Genomic DNA, 24,134 nt, shown 5'->3' with positions numbered 1-24,134 from the left:
CCTCCCCTAAAACCAAGCAAGATAGAAAAACAATTCTTTTAGATTGATTATCAGTTATTTGTAAGTTTTTATTTACTATCTTCAAAGAGTGAAACTTCTTAACTTCACTATAATTAAATTAACGGCTTGCCTAGTTCTTGGAATTCTAATCGCTTTTTTTACAGCAATTCCATTACCTATTATTTTGTGCGCAACAGTTTTACTCTTACTAGTATTAACACTTTTCTATTTTAGTTCTAAAAACAGTAAAACAAAAACTGTTTGGTTTGGAGTTACTAGCTTTTTAACAATGGTTTCTATTGGAATTCTAGTCACTGACTTCCACAACGAGAAACTAGATAAAAACAACTACACAAATATTGATTCGGCCGATAAACTAATCACTTTTAGAATTAGAACCACTTTAAAATCTGGAAATTATAACGCTAAATATATTGTTGATGTTTTGAAGGTTAATGATGCTTCCGTTTCTGGTAAAGCATTACTTAACGTTTCAAGAGATAGCCTAAATAAAGTTTTAAAAGTTGATAATATTTATATTACTTCCGAAGGATTTCAACCCATTGTTTCCACCATAAATCCATATCAATTTAATTATAGAAGTTATCTAGAGAAACAATATGTCTATAAGCAACTTTACGTTAGACCCGAGAGGCTTTTCCGCGTAAGCGAAAACAAACATACCATTTATGGCTATGCCGATTTAGTTAGAGAAACTATAAATACTAAATTAAAAATCTATGATTTTGAACCTGATGTTTTAGCCATTATTAATGCACTCATTTTAGGACAACGACAAGATCTTAGTAAGGACATTTACGATAGCTATACAGATGCTGGAGCTGTACATATTCTTGCTGTTTCTGGCCTACATGTGGCATTGATACTATTACTCCTTAATTTTGCCTTAAAACCTCTAAGACGGTTTAAATATGGCAAAGAGGCGACTATTATAATTTTAGTGGTATTGATGTGGTGTTTTGCTATAATCGCTGGCTTATCTGCCTCCGTAACTCGCGCCGTTACCATGTTTAGTATTATTGCTATTGGAATGCATTTAAGACGACCAACTAACATCTACAACACGCTTGCTATATCGATATTTGTTTTACTCCTTTTTAAACCTTTATTTTTGTTTGATGTTGGTTTTCAGTTAAGCTATTTGGCTGTTGTTGCTATTGTTGCAATACAGCCCAGATTAGTAAAATTGTGGCAACCCAAAAATTTTGTTTTATCTAAAGTTTGGGACTATTTTACTGTTGGTATTGCTGCTCAGTTTGGAGTCGTTCCCATTAGTTTATACTACTTCCATCAATTTCCAGGTTTATTTTTTGTTGCAAATATTATTATAATTCCGTTTTTAGGTTTTATTCTGGGTATTGGTATTTTGGTTATTATTCTTGCCTTGTGTAATGCTTTACCAAAATTTCTTGTTGATGCTTTTGGTTTTATTATTTCTGGTATGAATGATTTAATGAAATGGTTATCGCTTCAAGACAGTTTCTTATTTAAAGACATTTCTTTTAATGGCTGGCAAGTTATTACAGCTTACCTATTTGCAATCGCATTTGTACAATTGGCAATCCAAAAGAACTATAAATGGATGAAATTTACATTAGTTTCTGTTTTACTCTTTCAAAGTGTTAATTTCTTTACTAAATACGACAATAGCACAGAGACTCTTACTCTATTTCATAAAAGCAGGCATACTGTTATCGGGCAAAAGACACAGCATAAACTCAATATTTACTCGGACTTAGATAGTCTTTCTCAGTTTAGTAATTTAACAGATTATACTATAGGCAATACAATTACAGAACTTGATGCATTTAAAACACCATCCTTTATTAAGATTAAGAACACTACTATTCTTATAATAGATAGTCTAGGTATTTACAAAGTAAAGCGATTAAGACCTGATTACATTTTACTTATACAATCTCCAAGAATAAATATGGATAGATTAATAGACTCCTTGAAGCCCGAAAAAATTATTGCTGATGGTAGTAATTATAAATCTTACGTTGCGCGGTGGAAAGCAACCTGTTTAAAACAAAAAATCCCTTTTCACTATACTGGTGAAAAGGGAGCTTTTGTAATAGATTAACTTTAGATTACCTCTATTTAAATTCTGGCTTAAAGTTTTTAAAATACTCATTAAATTTTGCTTGAGTATCCATACCTGTATGTTCATTTTTCTTAAACATTTTCAAATACAACTCTAACTGTTGTGGTTTTTTATAACCAATAATGGGCGCTATAAACTCTGCTTTTTCATCTAAAAATAAAATAGTTGGATAAGAGCGAATACTAAAAAAACGTGCTAATTCATGTCCTGAATTTCTACGTTTTGCTTTTGCAGGATCATAACCTGGATTAGCAAATGTTTTGTCTTTAAACTTTACCACATCATTACCTTCGGCATCGAACTTTACAGCATAAAAATTATCACTTACGTATTTAGCAACGTCTTTATTAGCAAATGTATTCCTATCTAACATCTTACAAGGGCCACACCAAGAGGTGTACATATCCATCATTATTTTTTTTGGATTTTCCTTTTGAAGCTCTACAGCCTCTTCAAGTGTTATCCAATTAATTTCTTGTGCCGATATAGTAGCAGTTGCAAAAACCGTAAACAATGCTATAATAATGTATTTTTTCATTTTACTAATTTATATTTTTTATATAGTCGCAAATAGTATTCCAAAGTTACGAAAAAAACAAAACGCCTCTATTGAGACGTTTTGTTAAAATTTTATTACTTATTATTTTACACCGTGCATAAGTTTTTTTACAACTGGTGTTAGAGACATTAATATTAAACCTGCTACAATAGGCACAATAGTAAATATTAAAAAGAATGTACTCATATCATATTCTGCAGTAATCTTATCGATCATTCCTCCCATTGATCCAGCAGCTTTATTACCTAAACCTATAGCTATATACCAAAGACCAAACATAACACCAATTTTTGTTGCTGGCACTAATTTACTCACATAAGATAAACCTACAGGAGATAAAGATAGTTCACCTAATGTATGTAAAAGATAGGCTAAAATCAACCACATAATACTAACAGAAGCTGTTTTTGCTCCTTGAGGTATAGATGCAGAACCGTAAGCTAAAATCCCAAATCCTAAACCTAATAATATTAATCCAATTCCAAACTTTACAGTTGCAGATGGATTGTATTTACTTTCCCATATTTTCGACACTAAAGGTGCAAAAGCGATAATATAAAATGAATTTAAAATACCAAACCAAGAAGCAGGTATTTCAGTCGATTCTTCAGAAAATTGGTTTTTCAACATCCAAATAACAATAACCCAAATAATAGCGAAACTAGTTCCTAATGCTAAATTAGAAAACTTGTATTTACTAAATGTTATTTTAAATAATTGAAACAGTACATAGGTTATAATAATTAATGGCACAACTGTTAGTAATGTATTTGCTATTCTAAAGATAGTAGCAGAATCTCCTTCTAGAACTCTATCCGTATAATCTGAAGCAAAAATGGTCATGGAACCACCTGCTTGCTCAAATGCTGCCCAGAAAAATATAGTAAAGAAGGCCAAAATAGCTACAACCATATATCTGTCTCTTTGCACTTTAGCAGGAACAACTTCTGTTTTAAATTCTTGTTCATCGGCATCTGCGATAGCATCTACGTAGTCTACTGTTTCAGATGGAGACAAACCTATTTTTCCAAAAATCTTTTGAGCCAACCAAAATTGAATCATTCCTAAGAACATAAATATTCCAGCTAATCCAAAACCAAAATGCCATCCAACACTTTCTCCAATATATCCACATAAAAGAATACCCAAAAATGCACCAGCATTTACTCCCATATAAAAGATTGTAAATGCACCATCTTTTTTATTTTGAGCATTTACATAAACACCATTAATAATTGAAGTAATATTTGGCTTGAATAAGCCATTACCAGCTACTAAAAGTCCAATTCCTAAGTATAAACTCCATGGTGTATCGAAAGCCATTGCAGCATGACCTAAAGTCATTATTAATGCTCCAATTGCAACTGCTCTTCTATAACCTAAAAATTTATCGGCTAATAACCCTCCTAATATTGGAGAAAAATAAACCAACATTGTATATGTACCATATAAGCCTAAGGCATCTTCCCTAGACCAAGCCCAACCACCGTCGATAATAGCAGAAGTTAAAAATAGAACTAAAATTGCACGCATTCCATAATATGAAAAACGCTCCCACATTTCTGTAAAAAATAGAACAAATAGTCCTGATGGATGTCCCATTAATAATTTTCGATTCATTTCTGAACCTTCAAACCTAAAGTTAGTTGTACTCATAAATATCTCTTTAATTTAGTTTTTTAGAATTCTATTATTGTATTCCATGCATTTTCCTTTTAAGCATAGGATTTAATACTAACATAATTACTGCTGCAACAATTGGAATGATAGTAAACATTAAAAAGAAAGTAGATAAGCCATATTCTTCTGAAATTGAATCGATATAACTTCCTGTAAAACCACCTAGTAAGTTTGCAAAAAAGTTTGCTGTAAACCAAATACCAAACATTAAGCTTACAAATTTAACAGGTGCTAGTTTACTTACATAAGATAAACCTACAGGTGATACACAAAGTTCTCCTAAGGTATGAAAGAAGTATGCTATTACTAAAAATATTAAACTAACTGAAGCTGTTTTAGCACCATCCGGTATACCTGCTGCTCCGTAAGCTAAAACTCCAAATCCTAAACCTACTAAAAATAAACCAATAGCAAATTTAACTGGTCCTGAAGGATTTAATTTACTTTCCCAAAGTTTAGAAAACATTGGTGCAAATAATATAATAAATAATGAGTTTAATACAGAAAACCAAGATGCTGGCACTTCAGTTGCATCCGATTGAAACTCTCGAGTTAACATCCAAATTACAATTCCCCAAATAATTACAAAACTTGAACCTAGTAATAAATTAGCCAAAGCATATTTACTAAACGTTTGCCTGAATAACATTATTAAAACCCAAGTTATTACTAACATAGGAACTACTGTTATTATAGTATTAACTATTTTAAATGTCATGGCTGCACCTCCAACTAAAGCTCTATCTGTATAATCTGCAGCAAAGACCGTCATTGAACCACCTGCTTGCTCAAATGCCCACCAGAAAAACACAACAAATAGAGAAAATACTCCAATTACGACCATTCTATCCCTAACTACTTTAGAGCTTTCAGCCTCCTCTATTACCTCTTCTATATTATCCTCTAATTTTTCAACACTATGTTCAATAACATCTTCAAAATCTTCAGTTTGTTTTGGTGATAATCCTATTTTTCCAAAAATGTTTTGAGTAAAATAAAATTGTAGCATTCCTAAAAACATAAAAATTCCAGCAAGTCCAAAACCATAATGCCAACCAATGTTCTCACCTATATAACCACATAAAAGAATTCCTAAAAAGGCTCCTGCATTAATTCCCATATAAAAAATAGTGTAACCACCATCTTTCTCTTTTCCTTGTGATTTATATAATTGACCGACCATTGCTGAAATGTTTGGTTTAAAAAAACCATTTCCAATAATCAAAAAACTTAGTCCTACATAGAAAAATATAGAAGTAATGCCTTCCAATGCCATTGATGCATGTCCTAAAGTCATAATTAGAGCTCCAAGCACAATTGCATTTCTATAGCCCATAAATTTATCGGCAATAAAACCTCCAATAATTGGGGTTAAGTAAACTAATCCTGTATACCAACCATAAAGAACCAACGCATCAGATCTACTCCAATCCCATCCACCATCAATTAGTGTTGATACTAAAAACAGCACCAGTAAAGCTCGCATTCCATAGTAAGAAAAACGCTCCCACATCTCTGTAAAGAACAGCACAAACAATCCTGACGGATGTCCTAAAACTGTTTTTTGATTCTCTGCAGAACCTCCAAATTTAAATTCCATATATAATTATATTAGTTAGTAAATATTATCCTTTTATATTAAACTCTTTTATTCCTCCTCTTTAGTAGGCTTTATCTTATCCCCTAAAGTACGATCTATAAAATTAGTCATTTTTGTATATAAATGCTTTCTTGTATTACCTCCGTAAATACCATGATTTTTGTCTGGATAAATCATCCATTCAAATTGTTTATCGGCTTGAATTAAGGCTTCAACCATACGCATTGTATTCTGCACATGCACATTATCGTCTCCTGTTCCATGAATTAATAAAAAGTCACCTTTTAATTTATCCACATGGTTTATAGGTGAATTATCATCGTAACCACTTGCATTTTCTTGAGGTGTTGTCATGTAACGTTCTGTATAAATAGAATCGTAAAATCTCCAACTTGTTACTGGCGCAACAGCAATAGCCATTTTAAAAACATCATTACCTTTAAATAAAGCATTACTAGACATAAAGCCACCGTAACTCCATCCCCAAATACCAATTCTTGAAGCATCTACATAATTGCGTTGTCCTAATAATTTGGCTGCTTCAATTTGGTCTTCAACTTCAAATTTACCTAATTCTTTTTGTGTTACTTTTTTAAAGTCAGCACCTTTAAATCCTGTTCCTCTTCCATCTACACAAGCAACAATGTATCCTTTTTGAGCTAACATTTGATACCAATAATCGTTAGCGCTATTCCATTTATTTGCCACTTGCTGAGAACCTGGACCAGAATATTGAAACATAAAAAGAGGATACTCTTTAGTTGCATCAAAATTTGCAGGCTTAATCGTCCACATGTTTAAATCATTACCATTTACATTAATAGTAGTAAACTCTTTTTGAGAAGTTGTGAATTCTGAAACCTTCTTAGCTAAAACATCGTTATCCTTTATATTTTTTACCACATCACCATTTACAGCACTATTTAATGTGTATTTTGGAGGTGTTGCTGCACTAGAAAAAGTATTAATAAAATAAGTAAAATCGGCACTAAAATCGGCATTATTAGTTCCTGTAGTTTTTGATAATCGTTTTTTATCTGTTCCCCTAAGATTAATTGAATACACATCTCTATTTATAGAACCATTCTCTACCGATTGGTAATAAATATTATTTGTTTTAGCATCGAAACCATAATAATTAGTGACTTCCCAATTTCCTTTGGTCACTTGATTTACTAGCTTCCCTTTTTTATCGTAGTGATATATATGATTGTAACCATCCTTTTCACTAGTCCAAATAAAACTATTGTCTTTTAAAAACGTTAAATTATCTGTTACATCAACATAAGCTTTATCTTTTTCAGCAACAGCTAAATCTGCTTTATTTTTATTAGCATCAATTAACCACAGATCTAATTCGTCTTGATGACGATTCATATACTGAGCACTTAACACATCAGCATTATTAGACCATTTAATTCTTGGAATATAAATATCGCTATATGCTTTATCCACTTTTACTTCAGTAGTCTTTTCCTTCTTTAAATCGTGAATATGTAACGAAACTATTGCATTAGCCTCACCTGCTTTTGGATATTTAAAAACAGTTTGTGTTTGGTATAAATCTTTACCATAAACATCCATTGAAAATTCTGGAACATTTGTTTCATCAAAACGAATAAAAGCAATTTTATCGCTATTTGCATTCCACTCGAATGCACGTACAAAACCAAATTCCTCTTCGTAAACCCAATCAGTAATACCGTTAATAATTTTATTTTTTACACCATCTGAAGTAAACTGAGTCGTTTTTCCTGAAGATAAATCTTTTACGTATAAATTATTGTTTAATCCAAAAGCCACCTTTTTCCCATCTGGAGAAAACGTTGGTTCTTGAATTTTATCATTAGAAATTGAAGTTAAAGTATTAGTTTTAGTATTAAACACATAATAGTTCGCTAAAGTAGATCGTCTAAAAATAGACTCTTGATTAGTAGCCAAAAGCACTTGAGATTCATCCTCGCTAAAGGTGTAGTCTGTAAAATACTTTATATCTTCTAAGCTAGAAGAACTCACTAAAGTCTTAACTTTTTGTAACGTTTTATAATCGTAAATATCTATTGTAGTCGATCCATTTTCTCTATCAAAGTTTAAAACAGAGTATTCTTGACCATTCTTCATTGAATGTAAAGCGTCTAATCTTTCGGTTCTAAAAGTACCATTAGACCATATGTCTTCAAGGCCTATAGATTTGTTTTGCGCTGTAGATAAAGTAGTTACTAATAAGCAGAAAAATGCTAAATATTTAGATAAAATCATTAAGAATAATTTATTAATAAAATAATGTCAAGTTTACTAAAAAATAAGCAAAAAACCCTAATTATTAACAGTTAATTCATGTTTCAAAATGGCAAAAAATTTCAGAATTTAATTTCATCAATCTAACTCTGCAACAAAATAACCAACGTTTAGTATCTTCGCAACTATAAATAACACTAAATGAGCGCAACAATTTCTGGTTTCTCAAAACTATCTAAATCTGAAAAAATAGATTGGATAGTTACTAATTACCTATCAAACTCTGAGGCAGCAAAGCAAACTATCACACAATATTTTAATGCCGATAACAAACTACAACAGCTACACGATGAGTTTATAGAAAACACTATTTCAAATTACTATTTACCGCTTGGTGTTGCTCCTAATTTTGAGATTAACGGCAAAACATATGCTATACCAATGGCAATTGAAGAAAGCTCTGTTGTTGCTGCGGCAAGTAATGCTGCTAAATTCTGGATGAAACGTGGAGGCTTTAAAGCCGAAGTATTATCTACTACAAAAATTGGACAAGTACATTTTATGTTCGACGGTGATTTTGAAGAATTAAAGCTATACTTCAATTCTATTAAACCAAAATTAATTGCAGATACAAAAGCCATTACTGCTAACATGGAAAAACGTGGTGGTGGAATTATAGATATACAATTAAGAAATAAAACTGAAGATTTAGACAACTATTATCAGCTTCACGCAACCTTTGAAACATTGGATGCTATGGGAGCAAATTTTATAAATTCATGTTTAGAACAGTTTGCAAAAACGTTTAAAGCTGAAGCTGAAAAAAACCTGAGTGCTCCTATAGAAATTGTAATGAGTATTCTTTCTAATTACGTTCCAGATTGTCTTGTTCGTGTAGAAGTATCTTGTAACGTTGATGATTTAGAAGACAAAGGCATTAGTGGTAAAGCTTTCGCCGAAAAATTTGTTCGTGCCGTTAATATTGCAGAAGTCGAACCGCATAGAGCAGTAACCCACAATAAAGGCATTATGAACGGTATTGATGCTGTTGTATTAGCTACAGGAAACGATTTTAGAGCAGTTGAAGCCGGAGTGCATGCTTTTGCTGTAAAAAACGGCAAATACACTAGTTTAACACATGCCAAGATTGAAGATGATGTTTTTACTTTTTGGATGGAAATACCTTTAGCATTAGGAACGGTTGGCGGATTAACAGGATTACATCCTTTAGTTAAAGTCGCTTTAGAAATATTAGGAAAGCCATCTGCGAAGGAATTAATGCAAATTGTGGCTGTTGCTGGATTGGCTCAAAATTTTGCTGCTCTGCGCTCGCTTACAACAACTGGTATTCAAGAAGGACATATGAAAATGCATTTAATGAATATTTTAAACCAGTTTAATGCTACTAACGAAGAAAAGGAGCGTATTGTAAATCATTTTAAAACCAATACAGTTACGCATAGTGCTGTCGTTTTAGAAATTGAAAAATTAAGAAAATAATGCAAACCTTCTATAGTCATGGCAAATTATTACTAACAGCAGAGTATGTAGTACTCGATGGTGCAAAAGCTTTAGCTTTACCAACTAAATTTGGACAAACACTAACTATAGAAAGTATAAAAGATCAAAAACTTGTATGGGAAAGCATTGATTTTGAAGGTAATGTTTGGTTTAAAGATGAGTTTACAACTTATAATGGAAAGATTGCTTCGTCGCAAATTTCTCGCAATGAAGTAAGCCAAAGACTTATAGGAATATTGAAAGCAGCCAAAACTATTAATCCTGATTTTTTAAAAGGTAAAAATGGTTTTAAAGTAACTTCTAAATTAGAATTCCCTAATGATTGGGGATTAGGATCTTCTTCTACACTATTAAACAATATTGCGCAATGGGCAAAAATTGATGCTTTCGCGCTATCTAACGCTACTTTTGGCGGCAGCGGATACGATATTGCTTGCGCTCAAAACAACTCAGCAATTGTATATCAAATTGAATGTTCTAAACCTCTGGTTAAACGCGTCTCTTTTAATAAAGCATTTCAAGACCAATTGTTTTTTGTTCATTTAAACCGAAAGCAAAATAGCCGTGACTCTATAAAAACCTACAGAGATAATAAATCTAACAGTGATCAAATTATCTCTAAAATTAATACTATAACTTCTAAACTTATTGCCTCTACTTCTATTGAAGATTTTAATGCTTTAATTGATGAGCATGAAAGTTTAATAGGTAAAATAACAAATCAGACACCAATAAAAACACGTTTGTTTGGAGACTTTAAAAATAAAATTAAGAGTCTTGGCGGTTGGAATGGCGATTTTGTTTTAGTTACAGGTGAAAAGGAATACATTGAAAACTATTTCAAACCCAAAGGTTATAACACAATCGTTAAATTTAAAGACATGATTTTAATTTAAAATCTAAGAAGTCTCTACAATTATTAGCATAATCAATTAAAAATAAGAACAAAAAAAAAGCCTCGCAATGCGAGGCTTTTAAATTTTATAACTAAATTTTATTTCTATTGAACTGTTTTAGCTCTATAATCTTCAATTTCTGATGCTTCTTTTAAAGCATTATATAATCTAGTATTAATTGCAGTTGACTTCTCTGTAGCCACTTGGTTAGCTGAAGATTGATAGTTCTCTAATTTAACTGCTGGAGTCTTTTTAGTAACCTCTATCATATAAACACCTTTAGATCCTATAATTAATTTAGAAGACTTACCTTCTTCAAGACCAAAAGCAGTTCCAACTACAGCTGGCTCAAGTCCTGCTCCTGCAATTGTTGGGTTCTTCATATTAATGGCTACTGCTGTTCTTACTGGTTGCTTTTCTGCTGTTGCAACATCTGCAACTGAATTAGCACTAATTCTATCCTTTATTAATTTAGCTTTCTTTTCTTTTCTAATTTCTGGTAAAGCTGTTACCGATGCATCTTCAGTATTCATTAATCCAGCTTCATTTTTACCTGTAATTTGAGCTACTATATAACCGTTTGTTGTTTCAAAACGTTTTGTATCTCCAACTTCAGCATTATCTTCAAATGTCCAACGTACTAAAGTCCTTAATGGTCCAACTCCAGGAATATTTTCATCTAACTCCTTGATAGTACTTACAGGGTTAACTTGTAAGTTACTTGCTTTTGCAGCTTCTTGGAAATCTTGATTACCTAAAGACACTTCAAAATTAGTAGCTGTTCTAAATACTGCATTTTCTGTATCTACAGAAGGCTCAATAATTCTTTCTATAGTAGCTACCTTGTATGCTGTATCTTCATTTTTCTTATCGTCTATTCTAATAATATGGTATCCAAACTTAGTTTCAACAACATCTATACTTCTTGCTTTATTAAAAAACAAGAACTCTGCGAAATCAGGATCGAATCCTGCTGGATTATAATTTGTTAAACGGAACCAGCCTATACTTCCATCTTTACCTTTAGAACCATCTGTATTAATTTCGTTTGCTACTTCTGCATATTTTGTTTTATTATTTTTAACTAATGCAAAAATACTATCTGCCGACACTTTTGCTTGTTCTTTAGTTTTAGTTGTTTCTGCAGTTGCGGCTTGAGAACCTACAAAAGGAATAAGAATATGGCTAGACTGAATAGAATCTGCTAACACTTTTCTATCTAAAAGCTTAGTGATTTTAAAAGTTGATCCATCTCTATAAGGACCATAAACCGAACCAGTGCTTAATTTTGCGATACTGTCTTTTACACCAACTGGAAAAGCAGATGCATAAATAAATTTATCTTCAAATTTAACAGCTCCATCAGTTTCGGCATTTACCAATGTAATAGCTTCAGCTTCATTCATTGCTAAAAACCCAGGAGTGTTTTCTGTTTGCTTTGTTGTTTCGTTATAAACATCTCCACCTTTTATAAATGAAATCAATTCATTTTCAATAGTAGTTTCATCTTCTAAAGAAGGTGCGTTCTCAAATTTTACATATTGTATATTTCTTGATGCTTCTGCATTATACTTATTCTTGTTTTTATTGATATAAGCATTAATTTCAGATTTAGAAACTGATATTGTACTATCTGCAATAGATGTATAAGGAACAGATACGTATTTAATATCTACTAAATCACTTTGCAATTTGTGCTCTAACTCTCCTTCTGCTAAAGTAGCATTAGATGCCGCTTTAATCATGTTTATATAATTTTGTTGTAAAGCACCAGAAGCAATACTTTCTTCTCCTTGTATCCATCTGTTGTAGAAATCTCTATTTGGAGAATTCTTTAAATCTAAGATGTATTGGTTTAATAAAGACTCATCAAAAATACCATCAGCATTTAAAAATTGAGGACTATTAGCATACGTTGATTTTAATAAATCACGCATTTGCTCTCTACCAACAGTTAAACCTAACTCGTTGAATTGAGATTCCATTACAGATTTTCTTACTTCTGCATCAAAAACTTGATTCATGATTTGAGATTGCGTAGCATTTGGATTGTTACGTGCCTCTACTTGCGACATAAATGCCTGACGAGAAATATCTTTTCCGTTAATAGTTGCAACTACATCCGGAGATTTATTAAATAATGCATCTTTATTATCAAAAAGGCTCGATAGTATAAACGCGAATAGCGCTAATGCGATTACTAAAATTAGTACAACTGTTTTCTGTCTTATCTTATTTAAAATTGCCATCTGTTGAAATAGATTGTATTCTGTTATTGTTAAAATATAGTGGGCGAAAATACCATTTTCTATTTAATAATAAAAGCAGAAATTGGCAATAATTTTAGAATTTTAAAAAGGAAGGTCCTTTTTATCAAAAATATGTGATAAATGCTCGCTTTGAAAGGCTAATCGTCAACTTTAACTTTTAATGATACCAAGTCAATTTTTGTATTTGACACTTCCAAAATTCTAAACTGAAAATTATCTGTAGTCACAATATCGTTTTGTTGTGGTATTTTCTCTGTGTGATCGACAATTAAACCTCCAAGTGTTTCGTAATTCTCTCCTTCAGGAAGGTTTAATTTATGAGTTTCATTTAAATAATCAACTTCCAATCGAGCAGAAAAAATATAATTAAAATCGTCTATTTTCTCTTCTTTTAATACAACAGTATCATGCTCATCTTCAATCTCTCCCAAAAGTTCTTCTACAATATCTTCTACAGTCATTATTCCAGAAGTTCCACCATATTCATCTAAAACCACAGCAATACTCTTACGTTTCTTTATAAGCGCATTAAGTATATCGTTGGCCAGCATAGTTTCTGGAACAAACTCCACAGGCATAATCATTGCTTTAATAGTTTTTGGGTTTTTAAACAACTCGAAAGCATGTGCATAACCCACTACATCGTCTATAGTTTCTTTATAGATTAATATTTTAGACATACCCGTTTCAATAAACAAAGTACTTAAATTAGCCACAGTATCGTTAATCTCTAAGGCTACCATTTCTGTTCGCGGAATCATAACTTCTCGAGCTTTAACCTCGGCAAATTCTAGGGCGTTTTGAAAAATTTGAATTTCGGAATCTACATCATCATGGGCATCTACAGATTCCATTTGCTCACTAATATAATTACCTAGTTCTAATTTGGTGAATGCCAATTGCACTTGATCTCCTTCAGTTTTAAAGAATTTTTTAAGGACGAAATCTGAAATCCAAAGTACAAAATCTGAGATAAAAGTGAATAGCAAATAGAATACATATGCAGGAAAAGCTAAAACTTTAATAAGTGTATTACTATAAATCTGAAAAAACACCTTTGGAAGAAATTCTGCTGTAAATAAGATAACTAACGTTGAAATTATAGTTTGAGAAAACAAACTTAAATCTGTAAGCATGTATTTTAAAAAAGGATAACTACCAACTAAAGAAGCAAACCATTTTACTAATAGGTCGCCCATAAAGAAACCATAAATAACCAGCGCTATATTGTTTCCAATAAGCATTGTTGCTATAAATTTAGATGGTTTTGCTGTAAGCCTTGAAAGAATTTTTGCTAAAAAATCGTCTTGCTTTTTTTCTATTTCAATATGAATTTTATTGGCAGAAACATAAGCAATCTCCATTCCAGAGAAAAATGCCGATAATAATAACGACACGATAATAATTACGATAATTACAGTTGTGGTCATTTACTGTTTATTATTTCTGTCTTCATATTTTTTATGAAAACGTCTTCTAAAGAAAAACATAAATAGAGCTAGCGCGAATAAGAATAAAGACAAATAAGCTTGATTTCTATCTTCATTCCAAGTCATTATGCAATCGTATAAAAAAAATACACCTGCAATAATATAGATGTACTGTGAGAACTTTAAGTATTTCATTGTTTATATAAATGCTTTTAATAAGCAACACGCGCATTAACACAGTTGTTTATAAATATAGTTAATTTATTATAGTAAAGATATGTAAAATTTTAAAGTGTGCTGTAATTAATACAGTCTTGTATTATTCACTAACAGCAAAAAGACCACTTATTTCTATAACTTCGGCTTTTGTAAAATCACGATCAGAATCGAAACCTTTCCCTTTGGTGAGGTAGTCTTTAGACTTATATCTTACTGGCAAATTAGTAAATAGCCATTCTTTTTTTTGATCAAAAAATAATTGCTCTGCATACAAACTGTCTCCTTCATGTGTAGAAACTACAACATTACCTTGCAGGTCTATAACATCGGTTTCGCTATAAATTATTGCGTAATCTGATACTATAGTTGTACGTTGTTTTAAATCATTAAAAATATGTAATGTTACGCCCTCAGGAAATTCTGAATAACCAAATTTTCTGTTTTCATAATCTAATAACTTTGGGCTAATTAAATTAGCGGCTACACGACCAGAGTCTGTACGAATAACATTAATATTTACACCAACTCCTTGTGGTTCGTTTTCACTAATACCAATTTTATTTACCTCTTGAAAGTTATTTGTACATGAAAAAAACAAAGTCATAGCTAATGCTATGACTCCGTTTTTTAAAATATGTATTTTATCTATTTTCATTAAATAGTAGGCACTGTAATACTTCTTCCAATCCAACATCCAATTTTAATTGTCTGTCCAGACTTACCAGATGAAAATATCTCGGTTTTAGTAGGTGCTAATGCTTTATACTTTGCAGCAGTAGAACTACTTGCTTTTCCAGCTTCGCTTGCAGCTAACCAGTAGATTGCTCTTTTTTCGAAGTTATCATTCCCACAACTTTTCACACTTGCTTGATACATAGCCGCAACTTGTAAATAAGGCTTTGTATCTGCTGGGTTTAATTGAGCTGCTTTATAAAAATAAGTTCTTGCTTGACCGTAACTTCCTTTACCTTTAAACTCTAAAGCTAAATTATAGTTAAGCTTAGCTAATTTTAATGGATCTGTTTCTAATCTAAATATTTCGTCTAAATACTTTTGCTCTCCTGTTATTCCATATAGGTAACGTGCAACATCTGCATTTGGAGCTAAAGAATACTTTTGCTTTACAATTTTAACAAACATTGGGTCTGTTTTACAACCTTTAGCATAAAGCTTATTCATTGCTCTTTGCAACCATTGTCCATCATTTTTATTTGCTTCGTAATCTTTCTGGTATATCGGAATTAAAACTTCGCAATTTGCTCTGTCTCCTAATAGCTGCTCTAAACTTCCAGAAATTTTTTCAAAAGCGTCTACTCTTTGCGTGTATATTCTTTTATGTGTTTCTTGTTTACTAGATAAGCTTTCTCCTTTTGCTATTAGTTCGTTTAGCTTTACCGAATTCGCTTCAACTTCCGTATCAATTTTATCTACTACGTCATCATACTTATTAAAAAGCTCCTGAGGTGTTTTTTGACCTTTATCATATAAACTTACCATCATTTTAAAGTAAACATATAGATCTTTTGCGTTATTGAAGTTTTTTAAGTCTGATTTGTAAATAGCATCATACTCAGTATAAATTTGCTCATCGCTTAAACCTAATAACTCTCTATTATCATATTTAAGTTCAGTCTTTTTAGCTCCATATTTTCCTAATGGAGACTTACTTGCGTAATTTTCTATTCTAGAATCCCATAATGTAGTTAACTCATTTATGTATTCTACTTTTTTAGCATCTGTAGTTGAAGCATCATATAAACCTTCAAACATATCCTCTCCATACTTATAAATTGCAGATTGGTTAAACTTTGGACAGTCTTTTATAGCGATACGGTAGTAAGGTAAAGCTTCTGCAAATTTATCTGCTTTAACAGCTTCAACAAATAAAGATAAGTTTACTGTACAATCCTCGTTACTGGTTTGAGCAAAATTTGAATTGAGCCCTAAAAACAGGATGGCAATTATTAATGTAATATTCGTTTTCATAGTCTTCGTGTTTTTATTATTAGTTAAATTTTCTTTTTTGGAACCATCTATCGTTTAACGACAAACTTAAATTAAACTTTAGAAAATTCTCTTGAATTAAGTCTGCGTCTGTTGTACCGCGTTTTCCTATTTCAATACCTAAATTGGCATTCGAGAATGGGTTTTTTGTTGTTCCAACTGGTAGACCTACTCCAAAAGATATGCCAAACTCTTTAATCGTTTCGCTTTGCACCTGCAAACCTGTGTTTTCAAAGCGCAAACCTGCTCTATAAACAACACGTTGCCAGTAGCTTGAAAACGAATTATACTTTGGAATATAAAATCCACCTAAAGATAAAGTAGAAGCATCTACAAAAGTAGTTTCTGTATTTGCATATAGTGCATTAGAAAATTCACTAGTATTTTGTGTTGTATATTCAATTCCTGTAAACCACTTTCTAGGTGCTCCTATTCCTGCTCCAATAGATAATCTAGAAGGTAATTTTAAACTTGTCTCATCTAAACCGCTAGCAGCTAAATCTGCCTCGATAGTTTTTATTGCAAATTCTTCTCCAGTAATACCGTTTATTGTTATATTAGAAAAAGAGCGTTCGTTAGTAGAACTAATATCACTTGATGGTGAGAATGTAAAAGCAGATTGTAATTCTAACTTATCTGTAATCATTTTTTGATAATGCAACCCGAAGTTAACATTAAGTCCGCTTAAATCTGACCTGTTAATTTCGCGAGACTGTGTTTGTAATAATTCACCTTCGTCATTATAACTAAACTGAATAGTATTATTTTGAATGTTTCCGAAGTTATAATTAGCATCAACACCAACACTTAAAGCATCTGTTAATTGATAACCAAAAGATAAAAAAGCTTTATTTAAACCACCTTCTCCTCTAAAACGAGTATCTACATCTCCCACACCATTAGTTGTCTCTAGTCTATAGCCCACTGCCGTATACGGTAATAAACCAAAACCAAAACCAAGTTTCCCAACTGGTATTGACAATGCTAAATAATCGAAAGTAGAAGACCTAACTTTATCTTCACTATCATTTGTTTTCAACGTAGTAGACGTGTGACTTCCTCCAACAGTAAACTTTACAGGACGACTTTCATTATTAAAAGTCTCAATATTATTTCCTCCATAAGTTGCAGGATTTCTAAAGTTTACATGAATACTATCTTTATAGACGCTCAATCCACCCATACTAACATTCTCCACTGAACCTTTAAATTTTAAAGTTCCAATACCATAGAAAGAATATGGTGAAGCTGTTGTTTCCTGAGCGTAACTTTGAATTGCAAACAATGCAATAAAAACTAATACAAGTTTTTTTATCATTAGTGTTGATTATATTGTAAAATAAAATTCAATCCTTCTAAAAGGAAATTTGAATTCGCAAATATGCTACTTTTTAATTGTTTAGACAACATTTTGGCATCTCCTCCTGTTAAAATTACTGTTAAATCTTGATATTCTTCTTTATACTGACATATACATCCATCAATTTCGTTAAAAACACCATTTACTACGCCAGAGTGCATTGAAGTTGCTGTTGCATCTCCAATAAAAGATTTAGGAACCTCTGTATTTAATAACGGTAAATTAGCCGTTTGATTATGCATTGCTTTATAACGCATTCGAATTCCTGGTGAAATTGCACCACCCAAATACTCGTTTTTAGCGTTGATAAAATCGAAAGTAATACACGTTCCGGCATCTATTATTAACACATTATTATGCGGATATTGTTCTACGGAAGCACAAACCAAAGCAATACGATCTATACCAAGAGTGTTAGGAGTGCTGTATAAATTACTAAATGGCAACTTAGATTTGTGAGATAATAGATGAAGTTTAAACTCAATATTAAGAAACTCTAAGGTTTCTTTATCTAATTTCCCAACGGATGAAACGATAGCGGACTTAACACTTTTATTTTTTTTTGAAGCTTTATTATTTCGACTATACAATTTCTAGTCTCTATACTCGCTCTATCAATTAACCTGTTATTTTTAAAAATAGCGAGCTTGGTATAGGTATTACCAACGTCAATAATTAAATTCATATAATAATTTGAAAACAAATCTACAAAAATGAAATTATATTTTCCTCTGTAATCAATTGATATTATGACATCTGAATTACTTATTTTAGTATTTCAAAAAAAATATTAAAATTTTACAATAATTCCTTTGCAGATACGAAAATTGAAACTATATTTGCACTCGCAATTTATTGCTACTGGTGCCTTAGCTCAGTTGGTAGAGCAAAGGACTGAAAATCCTTGTGTCCCTGGTTCGATTCCTGGAGGCACCACCAGAAAAAACCCGATTCATTTGAATCGGGTTTTTTGGTTTTAAATAAATACCTACAGATATTTAGACTATTGTTTTTTACTTTTAACTAAGATATCCTCAATAAATTTACAATTGTTTTAGATTTAGGGATCGCTATTTTCCAACCAAATTAAGTGAACTATTGTCTATATCAAGGATATCGTCGTTAATTATCTATATGTAAAATCTTATAATCTATCCCACTAGCTTTACTTTTCTTTTTAAATTAACATCCTCTGCTTGATAATCAAACTCTTCTAAATACGGCCTATATCTAACTATAATTTCATCTAGACTAGCCGTTGTAAGTGGCTTATTAACAAAGCCTACACAATTGCTACTACTCTTTGCTTTTTTAATATCCTGAGAGTTAGTAGATGATGATAGCATATATATTTTAATATTCTTCTTACCTACATTCTTGAGTTTACTAAACTCTTTCAAGAATTCGAACCCATTCATTTCAGGCATGTTTATGTCTAAAAAAATAACATCGGGAATAAACATTGCTTGACGACTTTCATCTTCTAATTTTTTTAAAAAATCGAGAGCAGCATTTGCACTGGAAAAAGGTTTAATTTTACAGTTCGAGTTCACCTTTTCTATAATCTTCTGACTTACAAACAAGTCTATCTTACTGTCGTCAATTATCATTATGTTTACATTCATCTTTCAAATTTTAATTAGACATTATTCGGTAAAACAATTTTAAAAATAGAACCACTATTAATATAACTTTCAACTGTTATCTCTCCATGTAAATTATCTACTATATTTCTAACGATATAAAGCCCTAAGCCATGACCTGGCACATCGTACTTATTAGCTCTGTAGTACAAGTCAAATATTTTATTAATCTTCTTTTTACAAATTCCAACGCCATTATCTTCTATAGTCAACACCACCTTTTCTTGAGAAGTTTTTACCGCTATATTTACATACGGCCTACAATTTACATCTGGCTTTACAGAGTATTTTATAGCATTAATAATTAAATTTTGAAGAATATAGTTTATCATTTCTTGATTTGAACGAAAACCAAAAGTGTCTACTACATTAACATTCAATTTTATATTATCCAGTTTATTTTCATCACGCAGCGAAATCAATATATTATCTATAGCACTCGAAAAATCAATTTTTTTAAACTCACTTTTATTAATTGAAATATTTGACGCTTGAGAAAGATTTTCCGACAGTTCTTTTCCGTTTTTTATAACAGTATCCAACATACCTGTTAAAGACGCTACTTTATCACTGTTTATCTCTTCTTTAAGCAGATTAACAAGCCCTTCCGCAGAAGAAAAAGGAGCTTTAAGATCATGAGCTGAGCGATACAAAAACAACTCAAGATCTTTTGTTTTTTGTTCAAGCCTATTCTGCAAGGCTTTACGTTCTGTTATATCAAACATCATGGCACAATAGTAATTATGATTATCTACGCTACCACTACTTAATGCGAATTCCACAGGAAACACTTCTCCGTTTTTGCGCAAACAACACATTTCTATAATATCTACATTCTCTTCCTTTTTAATTTTACTAACAGCCCTCAACAACTCGCTAATATTTCCTTTTTTATATTTTTTAGACATTAAAACGGTTAGAGACCTACCTATTGTTTCTTTTTCGGTATAACCAAAAGCTTCCTCAGCTCCTTTATTCCATGCCGTAATATTCCCTTTTTCATCTGCTACAACAATAATTCCAACATTAATAGATCTATAAATTGACCTAAATTTAGCCTCACTATCTCTAAGAACATCACTAACACCTTTAAATTTGGTTATCTCGTAAAGCGCTATTGTAGCCGAGACAGGTTCTCCCATCTTTCTAGGGTTAGGAGAAACTACTACCGAATAGTACATTTTTCTTCCCACGGCATCAAAATCATGCAACTCAAATTGATGCGTTAATTTATCTACATAAACCTTATCTATATTCTCTTTAAAAGATTCGAAGGTTGTAGGAATAAAATAATCGTATATATAAGTACCAATTAATTCACCTATTCCTTTATTACAAAAACTCTTATTCGCATTTAAAATTTTACCATGCTTAGAAATAGTAAACACCTGCAAAGGCATTCTCTCTAAAAATTTTTCATTAACTAATGCTGTTTTTAAAAGCTGATTGTTGTTTTTATAATACTTAGTAACATCTTTATAAATAGATAGATATTTAAGCGTATTCTCTCCTTCGTTTCTTATTGGAATAATTGTAGTATCCAACCAAAATTCTATACCAGTACTAGAAAAGTCAGATAAAATACCATTCCACTTATTTCCCATTCTAATTGTTCTCCATAAATTTTTATACACTTTACCAGTATAAAGAGGAGATTTTAGTAATTCGTGAGTTTCACCAACCAACCTACTAGCATCGCATTCTAAAATTTTACAAAAATTATCATTTGCATATTCTATTCTACCCAAATAATCTGTTATCGAAACGATAGCACTATCAAGAACGTGATCGCGCATAGTCTCGTTAAAGCTAACTAATGAATTATACTTAATTGCTTCCATAAAATTTGTTTTTAGTTTCCATACAATACTCTTTTGCCGATTCTAAATCACCAAACACACAAAAAGGAGTAAGCGGCTCGTAAATTCTTTTATAAGATGCTACCACTAGCTTTATCCCGATAGAATTGAGAACAAACGCTTCAGAAATTCTTAGCTTAGACAATATTGGTGATGTGGCCAATAAATTTGATGACTCACGAGTAAAAGTCCCTTTAGAATCTCTCGAATCAATTAAAAAAGGCATAGGCTTACCATTACATAACTTATCTATTACTTTTATAAATAAATCTACAGTGCTGGACTCAAATTTAAAATTCGCATTTTCATTTCTAAACTGACAGAAAAGAATACCATTATCTGTCCAGAATTTTGAATACCCTATATTTATCGCATCTTCCATGTTAGCTGTCATAACTTACAGAATTAAAAAGCGCATAATTATTACTACTATATTCTATTGCTAAGTCCGATTCCATAAAAATTAAATTAGGCACATTAGCATCACTAAACATCACATAAAAAGAAAGAATAATTTTTTGTTTTTGATTTTCTACTAAAAATACTTTTGACAAGACAACACTTTCAAGTTTAGAACTGCATGACAACAGCTTGAATAGTTTCACCAAAACCAAACTTTTAACCTCTGTTAAATCAAATATCATAGGCAAATAAGTTCCGTTAGATAGTATTGAAATAGCTTCGTAAAAAATATCTTCAAAACCATCGTGAAAATAATTTTTATCAAAATCATTATAAAACTTACAATAAATAATATTTTGGTCTACCCAAAATTTAATATTGTCTATTCGTATTTCGTTTTTCATTATCATCACTTTTAAAAATTAATACCAATAGAGATGCCAAAATGTGTTTTTAAAGGGAAATATATTTTAAACCCTGTATTTAAGAGGCTTCACAATAATTACATTAAATTACAGCAAAAGCATACAGTGCGATATACCGCGAAAAAAAATTATGTCAAGCATTTAGATTAACGGTATTCCGTTTATTTTACAGAACTCTTAAAAACCTTAGTTTAATACCACATTTTAACTTTAATTAAAATTGATATCTATTAATGAAGCCAACCACTTATAGAGATTAAAATGATTTAAGACAATTGAATTAATTAGAATGCATTGCAACACCTAAACAAAACAAGACGATGCATTGGCTAATACTATTAACTAAAAACAACTCCTAAATATCACTAAACAAAAACCACAACTAGCTAATTATTAATAAGTTATTTTATATTAAGATTTAAAGAGAAAACAGTTATTGAAGAAAGAGGTAAAACTCCTACTAGTTTTTGTCCCCAAATTTCAACATAGTCATTTGGCTCTAACTCCACGGTTCCAGAAATTGAATTACTAGTGATATCCGCTAAGAGATTAACCCTCATTAATGTATTTGTTTCAGTTAATGTAGTCGTTCCATTTTTTCGTATAAAAAACGCATAATAGTCACCTAAATTAACATTCCCTCTAACAGATAATGAAGCACTTACTTGAAACGTTCTCGTTTTCTTACCTAAATATGTTATTCTATTATCTTGTGGTGATGATACCCTAAGTAAATTTACAGCAGTAGTAGAATTTGATCCTAAATTTCCAGAAAGATTAAATGGACTTCCTGACAAAGCAGATTGTACAAAACCCGTTGTAATGGTTCCGTCATAATAAATATGGCCCGTTGCAACCTCGTCTGACTCTACTGGTATTCCAGGACAATCTACCGTCCAAGCATTACTAAAATTATATCCAGCAAACGAACCACTAGTATATTTTTTAATATACTGAGTACTACTCCCACTAAAACTGGCTCCAGTTAATACGCCTTTACTAACTACAGGATTACTACTAACATCTACACCAATAGCAGACCCGTTTACTTCAGAAAACCCTCCTTGCTTTTCAAGAATACTAAAAGCACCTGTAAAAGTTTCATAGGTTCCTAAATTATTAGAAAACCATCCCATATTACTCAGTAGTAAATCTGTAACATTGTTATACGTTATTCCTGTTGTATTTCCTGAAAACTGAACAACACTTAAAAAAACCAATCCAAACCCATCAATCATACCAACCGAAAGAGAATTTGCGACAACAGAGTCTCTAAATACTAAGTTTTGCGCAGCATTTCCTGCCATATTAAAAATAGTTCCTCCAGGAGCAGTAAGCGTCACTCCCTTTATACTACCTCCCGAAGCCCCAACAAACATTGTTCCTCCAGATTTTACTAAAACATCTTCATTAGTGTCTAGTCCTATTATATAAGCATTATTTAAATCAATAGGTTGTGCTAAAAGGATTGTACCATTAATTTCATATAATGTATTTGTGTCTAACAAATACTTACTCCCACCTCCTGCAGTAAGCTCATCGCTTAAATCGGCTTCGGATTTTATTAATTTATGATTGTCTCGTTTTTCTACAGGCATTCTCACCCAACTACTTGAATCATAAAAATAAAAGCCCTTTTCTGTTATATCATATACCAACAAACCATCTGCTGGACTTAATATTGCAATTCTTTGAACGGTAGTCATTCTAGGTGCCAACATTCCTTTATCGGTTGAACTAATATCTAGAATTGAAGAAGGCTCTGGAGTTGCCGTACCAATCCCTACTTGAGAAAAGGCACAGAAATTAAAACTAATAACAACTGCTAATAACAGCGTTTTTAAATGTGATTTTAAGTTTTTCATAATTGTTAGGTTAAGATTGTTTGCGATTTTGGACT

General features: G+C 31.5%; 19 protein-coding genes and 1 tRNA gene. 4 read left to right on the top strand and 16 right to left on the bottom strand.

What is annotated here, in order from left to right:
- Positions 1-88 precede the first annotated feature (88 nt).
- Complete coding sequence (locus ASC44_RS11725) at positions 89-2,107, top strand: ComEC/Rec2 family competence protein (RefSeq protein ID WP_055447775.1); 2,019 nt, start codon at positions 89-91, stop codon at positions 2,105-2,107.
- Positions 2,108-2,120: 13 nt separating this feature from the next.
- Here the strand turns inward: ASC44_RS11725 and ASC44_RS11720 are convergent, their stop codons facing one another.
- From ASC44_RS11720 to ASC44_RS11705, 4 genes are all read right to left on the bottom strand, one after another.
- Positions 2,121-2,666, bottom strand: a complete 546-nt coding sequence (locus tag ASC44_RS11720; RefSeq protein ID WP_055447774.1) for a thioredoxin family protein — start codon at positions 2,664-2,666, stop codon at positions 2,121-2,123.
- A gap of 102 nt (positions 2,667-2,768) precedes the next feature.
- Entirely contained in the window at positions 2,769-4,343 is a 1,575-nt protein-coding gene (locus ASC44_RS11715) for a peptide MFS transporter (RefSeq protein WP_055447773.1), read from the bottom strand.
- A gap of 34 nt (positions 4,344-4,377) precedes the next feature.
- Positions 4,378-5,967, bottom strand: coding sequence for a peptide MFS transporter (locus ASC44_RS11710; RefSeq protein ID WP_055447772.1), 1,590 nt, complete (start codon positions 5,965-5,967; stop codon positions 4,378-4,380).
- Positions 5,968-6,015: 48 nt separating this feature from the next.
- Positions 6,016-8,226 carry a S9 family peptidase gene (locus tag ASC44_RS11705; RefSeq protein WP_055447771.1) on the bottom strand — a complete coding sequence of 737 codons (2,211 nt, stop codon included), beginning with the start codon at positions 8,224-8,226 and terminating at the stop codon, positions 6,016-6,018.
- Between the two features lie 180 nt (positions 8,227-8,406).
- Here ASC44_RS11705 and ASC44_RS11700 point away from each other — a divergent pair, with 180 nt between their 5' ends.
- Both ASC44_RS11700 and ASC44_RS11695 read left to right on the top strand, forming a co-directional pair.
- A complete protein-coding gene (locus tag ASC44_RS11700; protein WP_055447770.1) occupies positions 8,407-9,705 on the top strand; it encodes a hydroxymethylglutaryl-CoA reductase, degradative in 1,299 nt (432 codons plus the stop codon).
- Positions 9,705-10,622, top strand: coding sequence for a GYDIA family GHMP kinase (locus tag ASC44_RS11695; protein WP_055447769.1), 918 nt, complete (start codon positions 9,705-9,707; stop codon positions 10,620-10,622). Before ASC44_RS11700 ends, ASC44_RS11695 begins: the two co-directional genes overlap by 1 nt.
- Positions 10,623-10,726: 104 nt before the next feature.
- Here the strand turns inward: ASC44_RS11695 and ASC44_RS11690 are convergent, their stop codons facing one another.
- The 7 genes from ASC44_RS11690 to ASC44_RS11660 all read right to left on the bottom strand — a co-directional run bounded on the left by ASC44_RS11690 (position 10,727) and on the right by ASC44_RS11660 (position 18,495).
- Positions 10,727-12,871, bottom strand: coding sequence for a peptidylprolyl isomerase (locus tag ASC44_RS11690; protein ID WP_055447768.1), 2,145 nt, complete (start codon positions 12,869-12,871; stop codon positions 10,727-10,729).
- 158 nt (positions 12,872-13,029) lie between these two features.
- A complete protein-coding gene (locus ASC44_RS11685) occupies positions 13,030-14,322 on the bottom strand; it encodes a hemolysin family protein (RefSeq protein ID WP_055447767.1) in 1,293 nt (430 codons plus the stop codon).
- Positions 14,323-14,517: a hypothetical protein gene (locus ASC44_RS11680; RefSeq protein ID WP_055447766.1), complete on the bottom strand. Its 195-nt coding sequence runs from the start codon at positions 14,515-14,517 to the stop codon at positions 14,323-14,325.
- 124 nt (positions 14,518-14,641) lie between these two features.
- On the bottom strand, positions 14,642-15,196 hold the full coding sequence (gene lptC, locus ASC44_RS11675) for an LPS export ABC transporter periplasmic protein LptC (RefSeq protein ID WP_055447959.1): 555 nt from the start codon (positions 15,194-15,196) through the stop codon (positions 14,642-14,644).
- Positions 15,196-16,527 (bottom strand): hypothetical protein, encoded by a 1,332-nt coding sequence (locus tag ASC44_RS11670; protein WP_055447765.1) that lies wholly within the window; start codon positions 16,525-16,527, stop codon positions 15,196-15,198. Before ASC44_RS11670 ends, lptC begins: the two co-directional genes overlap by 1 nt.
- A gap of 19 nt (positions 16,528-16,546) precedes the next feature.
- Positions 16,547-17,863: a BamG family beta-barrel-assembly machinery protein gene (gene bamG, locus ASC44_RS11665; RefSeq protein WP_055447764.1), complete on the bottom strand. Its 1,317-nt coding sequence runs from the start codon at positions 17,861-17,863 to the stop codon at positions 16,547-16,549.
- Positions 17,863-18,495 (bottom strand): type III pantothenate kinase, encoded by a 633-nt coding sequence (locus tag ASC44_RS11660; protein ID WP_338035191.1) that lies wholly within the window; start codon positions 18,493-18,495, stop codon positions 17,863-17,865. Before ASC44_RS11660 ends, bamG begins: the two co-directional genes overlap by 1 nt.
- A 273-nt stretch (positions 18,496-18,768) precedes the next feature.
- On the opposite strand from ASC44_RS11660, the gene ASC44_RS11655 reads away from it, so the two are divergent.
- Positions 18,769-18,844: transfer RNA gene (locus ASC44_RS11655), tRNA-Phe, on the top strand.
- Positions 18,845-19,056: 212 nt separating this feature from the next.
- On the opposite strand, the gene ASC44_RS11650 is transcribed toward ASC44_RS11655, so the two are convergent.
- From ASC44_RS11650 to ASC44_RS11630, 5 genes are all read right to left on the bottom strand, one after another.
- Positions 19,057-19,515, bottom strand: a complete 459-nt coding sequence (locus tag ASC44_RS11650) for a response regulator (RefSeq protein ID WP_083476299.1) — start codon at positions 19,513-19,515, stop codon at positions 19,057-19,059.
- Positions 19,516-19,544: 29 nt separating this feature from the next.
- Positions 19,545-21,389 (bottom strand): PAS domain-containing protein, encoded by a 1,845-nt coding sequence (locus tag ASC44_RS11645; protein WP_055447763.1) that lies wholly within the window; start codon positions 21,387-21,389, stop codon positions 19,545-19,547.
- Entirely contained in the window at positions 21,376-21,801 is a 426-nt protein-coding gene (locus tag ASC44_RS11640; protein ID WP_055447762.1) for a DUF7793 family protein, read from the bottom strand. Before ASC44_RS11640 ends, ASC44_RS11645 begins: the two co-directional genes overlap by 14 nt.
- On the bottom strand, positions 21,791-22,213 hold the full coding sequence (locus ASC44_RS11635) for a hypothetical protein (RefSeq protein WP_055447761.1): 423 nt from the start codon (positions 22,211-22,213) through the stop codon (positions 21,791-21,793). Before ASC44_RS11635 ends, ASC44_RS11640 begins: the two co-directional genes overlap by 11 nt.
- 422 nt (positions 22,214-22,635) lie before the next feature.
- On the bottom strand, positions 22,636-24,099 hold the full coding sequence (locus tag ASC44_RS11630; protein ID WP_241491429.1) for a hypothetical protein: 1,464 nt from the start codon (positions 24,097-24,099) through the stop codon (positions 22,636-22,638).
- Positions 24,100-24,134: the final 35 nt, after the last annotated feature.

It is taken from the genome of Lacinutrix mariniflava (assembly GCF_001418015.1).
Classification (GTDB): domain Bacteria; phylum Bacteroidota; class Bacteroidia; order Flavobacteriales; family Flavobacteriaceae; genus Lacinutrix; species Lacinutrix mariniflava.
The sequence above is the reverse complement of the archived record's forward strand: the minus strand, read 5'-3'. Positions and strand labels throughout refer to the sequence as shown.

Excerpts from the sequence above, each read along its gene's own strand:
- ASC44_RS11720 (WP_055447774.1), bottom strand. The coding sequence starts at position 2,666 with ATGAAAAAATACATTATTATAGCATTGTTTACGGTTTTTGCAACTGCT.
- ASC44_RS11715 (WP_055447773.1), bottom strand. The coding sequence starts at position 4,343 with ATGAGTACAACTAACTTTAGGTTTGAAGGTTCAGAAATGAATCGAAAA.
- ASC44_RS11710 (WP_055447772.1), bottom strand. The coding sequence starts at position 5,967 with ATGGAATTTAAATTTGGAGGTTCTGCAGAGAATCAAAAAACAGTTTTA.
- ASC44_RS11705 (WP_055447771.1), bottom strand. The coding sequence starts at position 8,226 with ATGATTTTATCTAAATATTTAGCATTTTTCTGCTTATTAGTAACTACT.
- ASC44_RS11700 (WP_055447770.1), top strand. The coding sequence starts at position 8,407 with ATGAGCGCAACAATTTCTGGTTTCTCAAAACTATCTAAATCTGAAAAA.
- ASC44_RS11695 (WP_055447769.1), top strand. The coding sequence starts at position 9,705 with ATGCAAACCTTCTATAGTCATGGCAAATTATTACTAACAGCAGAGTAT.
- ASC44_RS11690 (WP_055447768.1), bottom strand. The coding sequence starts at position 12,871 with ATGGCAATTTTAAATAAGATAAGACAGAAAACAGTTGTACTAATTTTA.
- ASC44_RS11685 (WP_055447767.1), bottom strand. The coding sequence starts at position 14,322 with ATGACCACAACTGTAATTATCGTAATTATTATCGTGTCGTTATTATTA.
- ASC44_RS11680 (WP_055447766.1), bottom strand. The coding sequence starts at position 14,517 with ATGAAATACTTAAAGTTCTCACAGTACATCTATATTATTGCAGGTGTA.
- lptC (WP_055447959.1), bottom strand. The coding sequence starts at position 15,196 with ATGAAAATAGATAAAATACATATTTTAAAAAACGGAGTCATAGCATTA.
- ASC44_RS11670 (WP_055447765.1), bottom strand. The coding sequence starts at position 16,527 with ATGAAAACGAATATTACATTAATAATTGCCATCCTGTTTTTAGGGCTC.
- bamG (WP_055447764.1), bottom strand. The coding sequence starts at position 17,863 with ATGATAAAAAAACTTGTATTAGTTTTTATTGCATTGTTTGCAATTCAA.
- ASC44_RS11650 (WP_083476299.1), bottom strand. The coding sequence starts at position 19,515 with ATGATAATTGACGACAGTAAGATAGACTTGTTTGTAAGTCAGAAGATT.
- ASC44_RS11645 (WP_055447763.1), bottom strand. The coding sequence starts at position 21,389 with ATGGAAGCAATTAAGTATAATTCATTAGTTAGCTTTAACGAGACTATG.
- ASC44_RS11640 (WP_055447762.1), bottom strand. The coding sequence starts at position 21,801 with ATGACAGCTAACATGGAAGATGCGATAAATATAGGGTATTCAAAATTC.
- ASC44_RS11635 (WP_055447761.1), bottom strand. The coding sequence starts at position 22,213 with ATGAAAAACGAAATACGAATAGACAATATTAAATTTTGGGTAGACCAA.
- ASC44_RS11630 (WP_241491429.1), bottom strand. The coding sequence starts at position 24,099 with ATGAAAAACTTAAAATCACATTTAAAAACGCTGTTATTAGCAGTTGTT.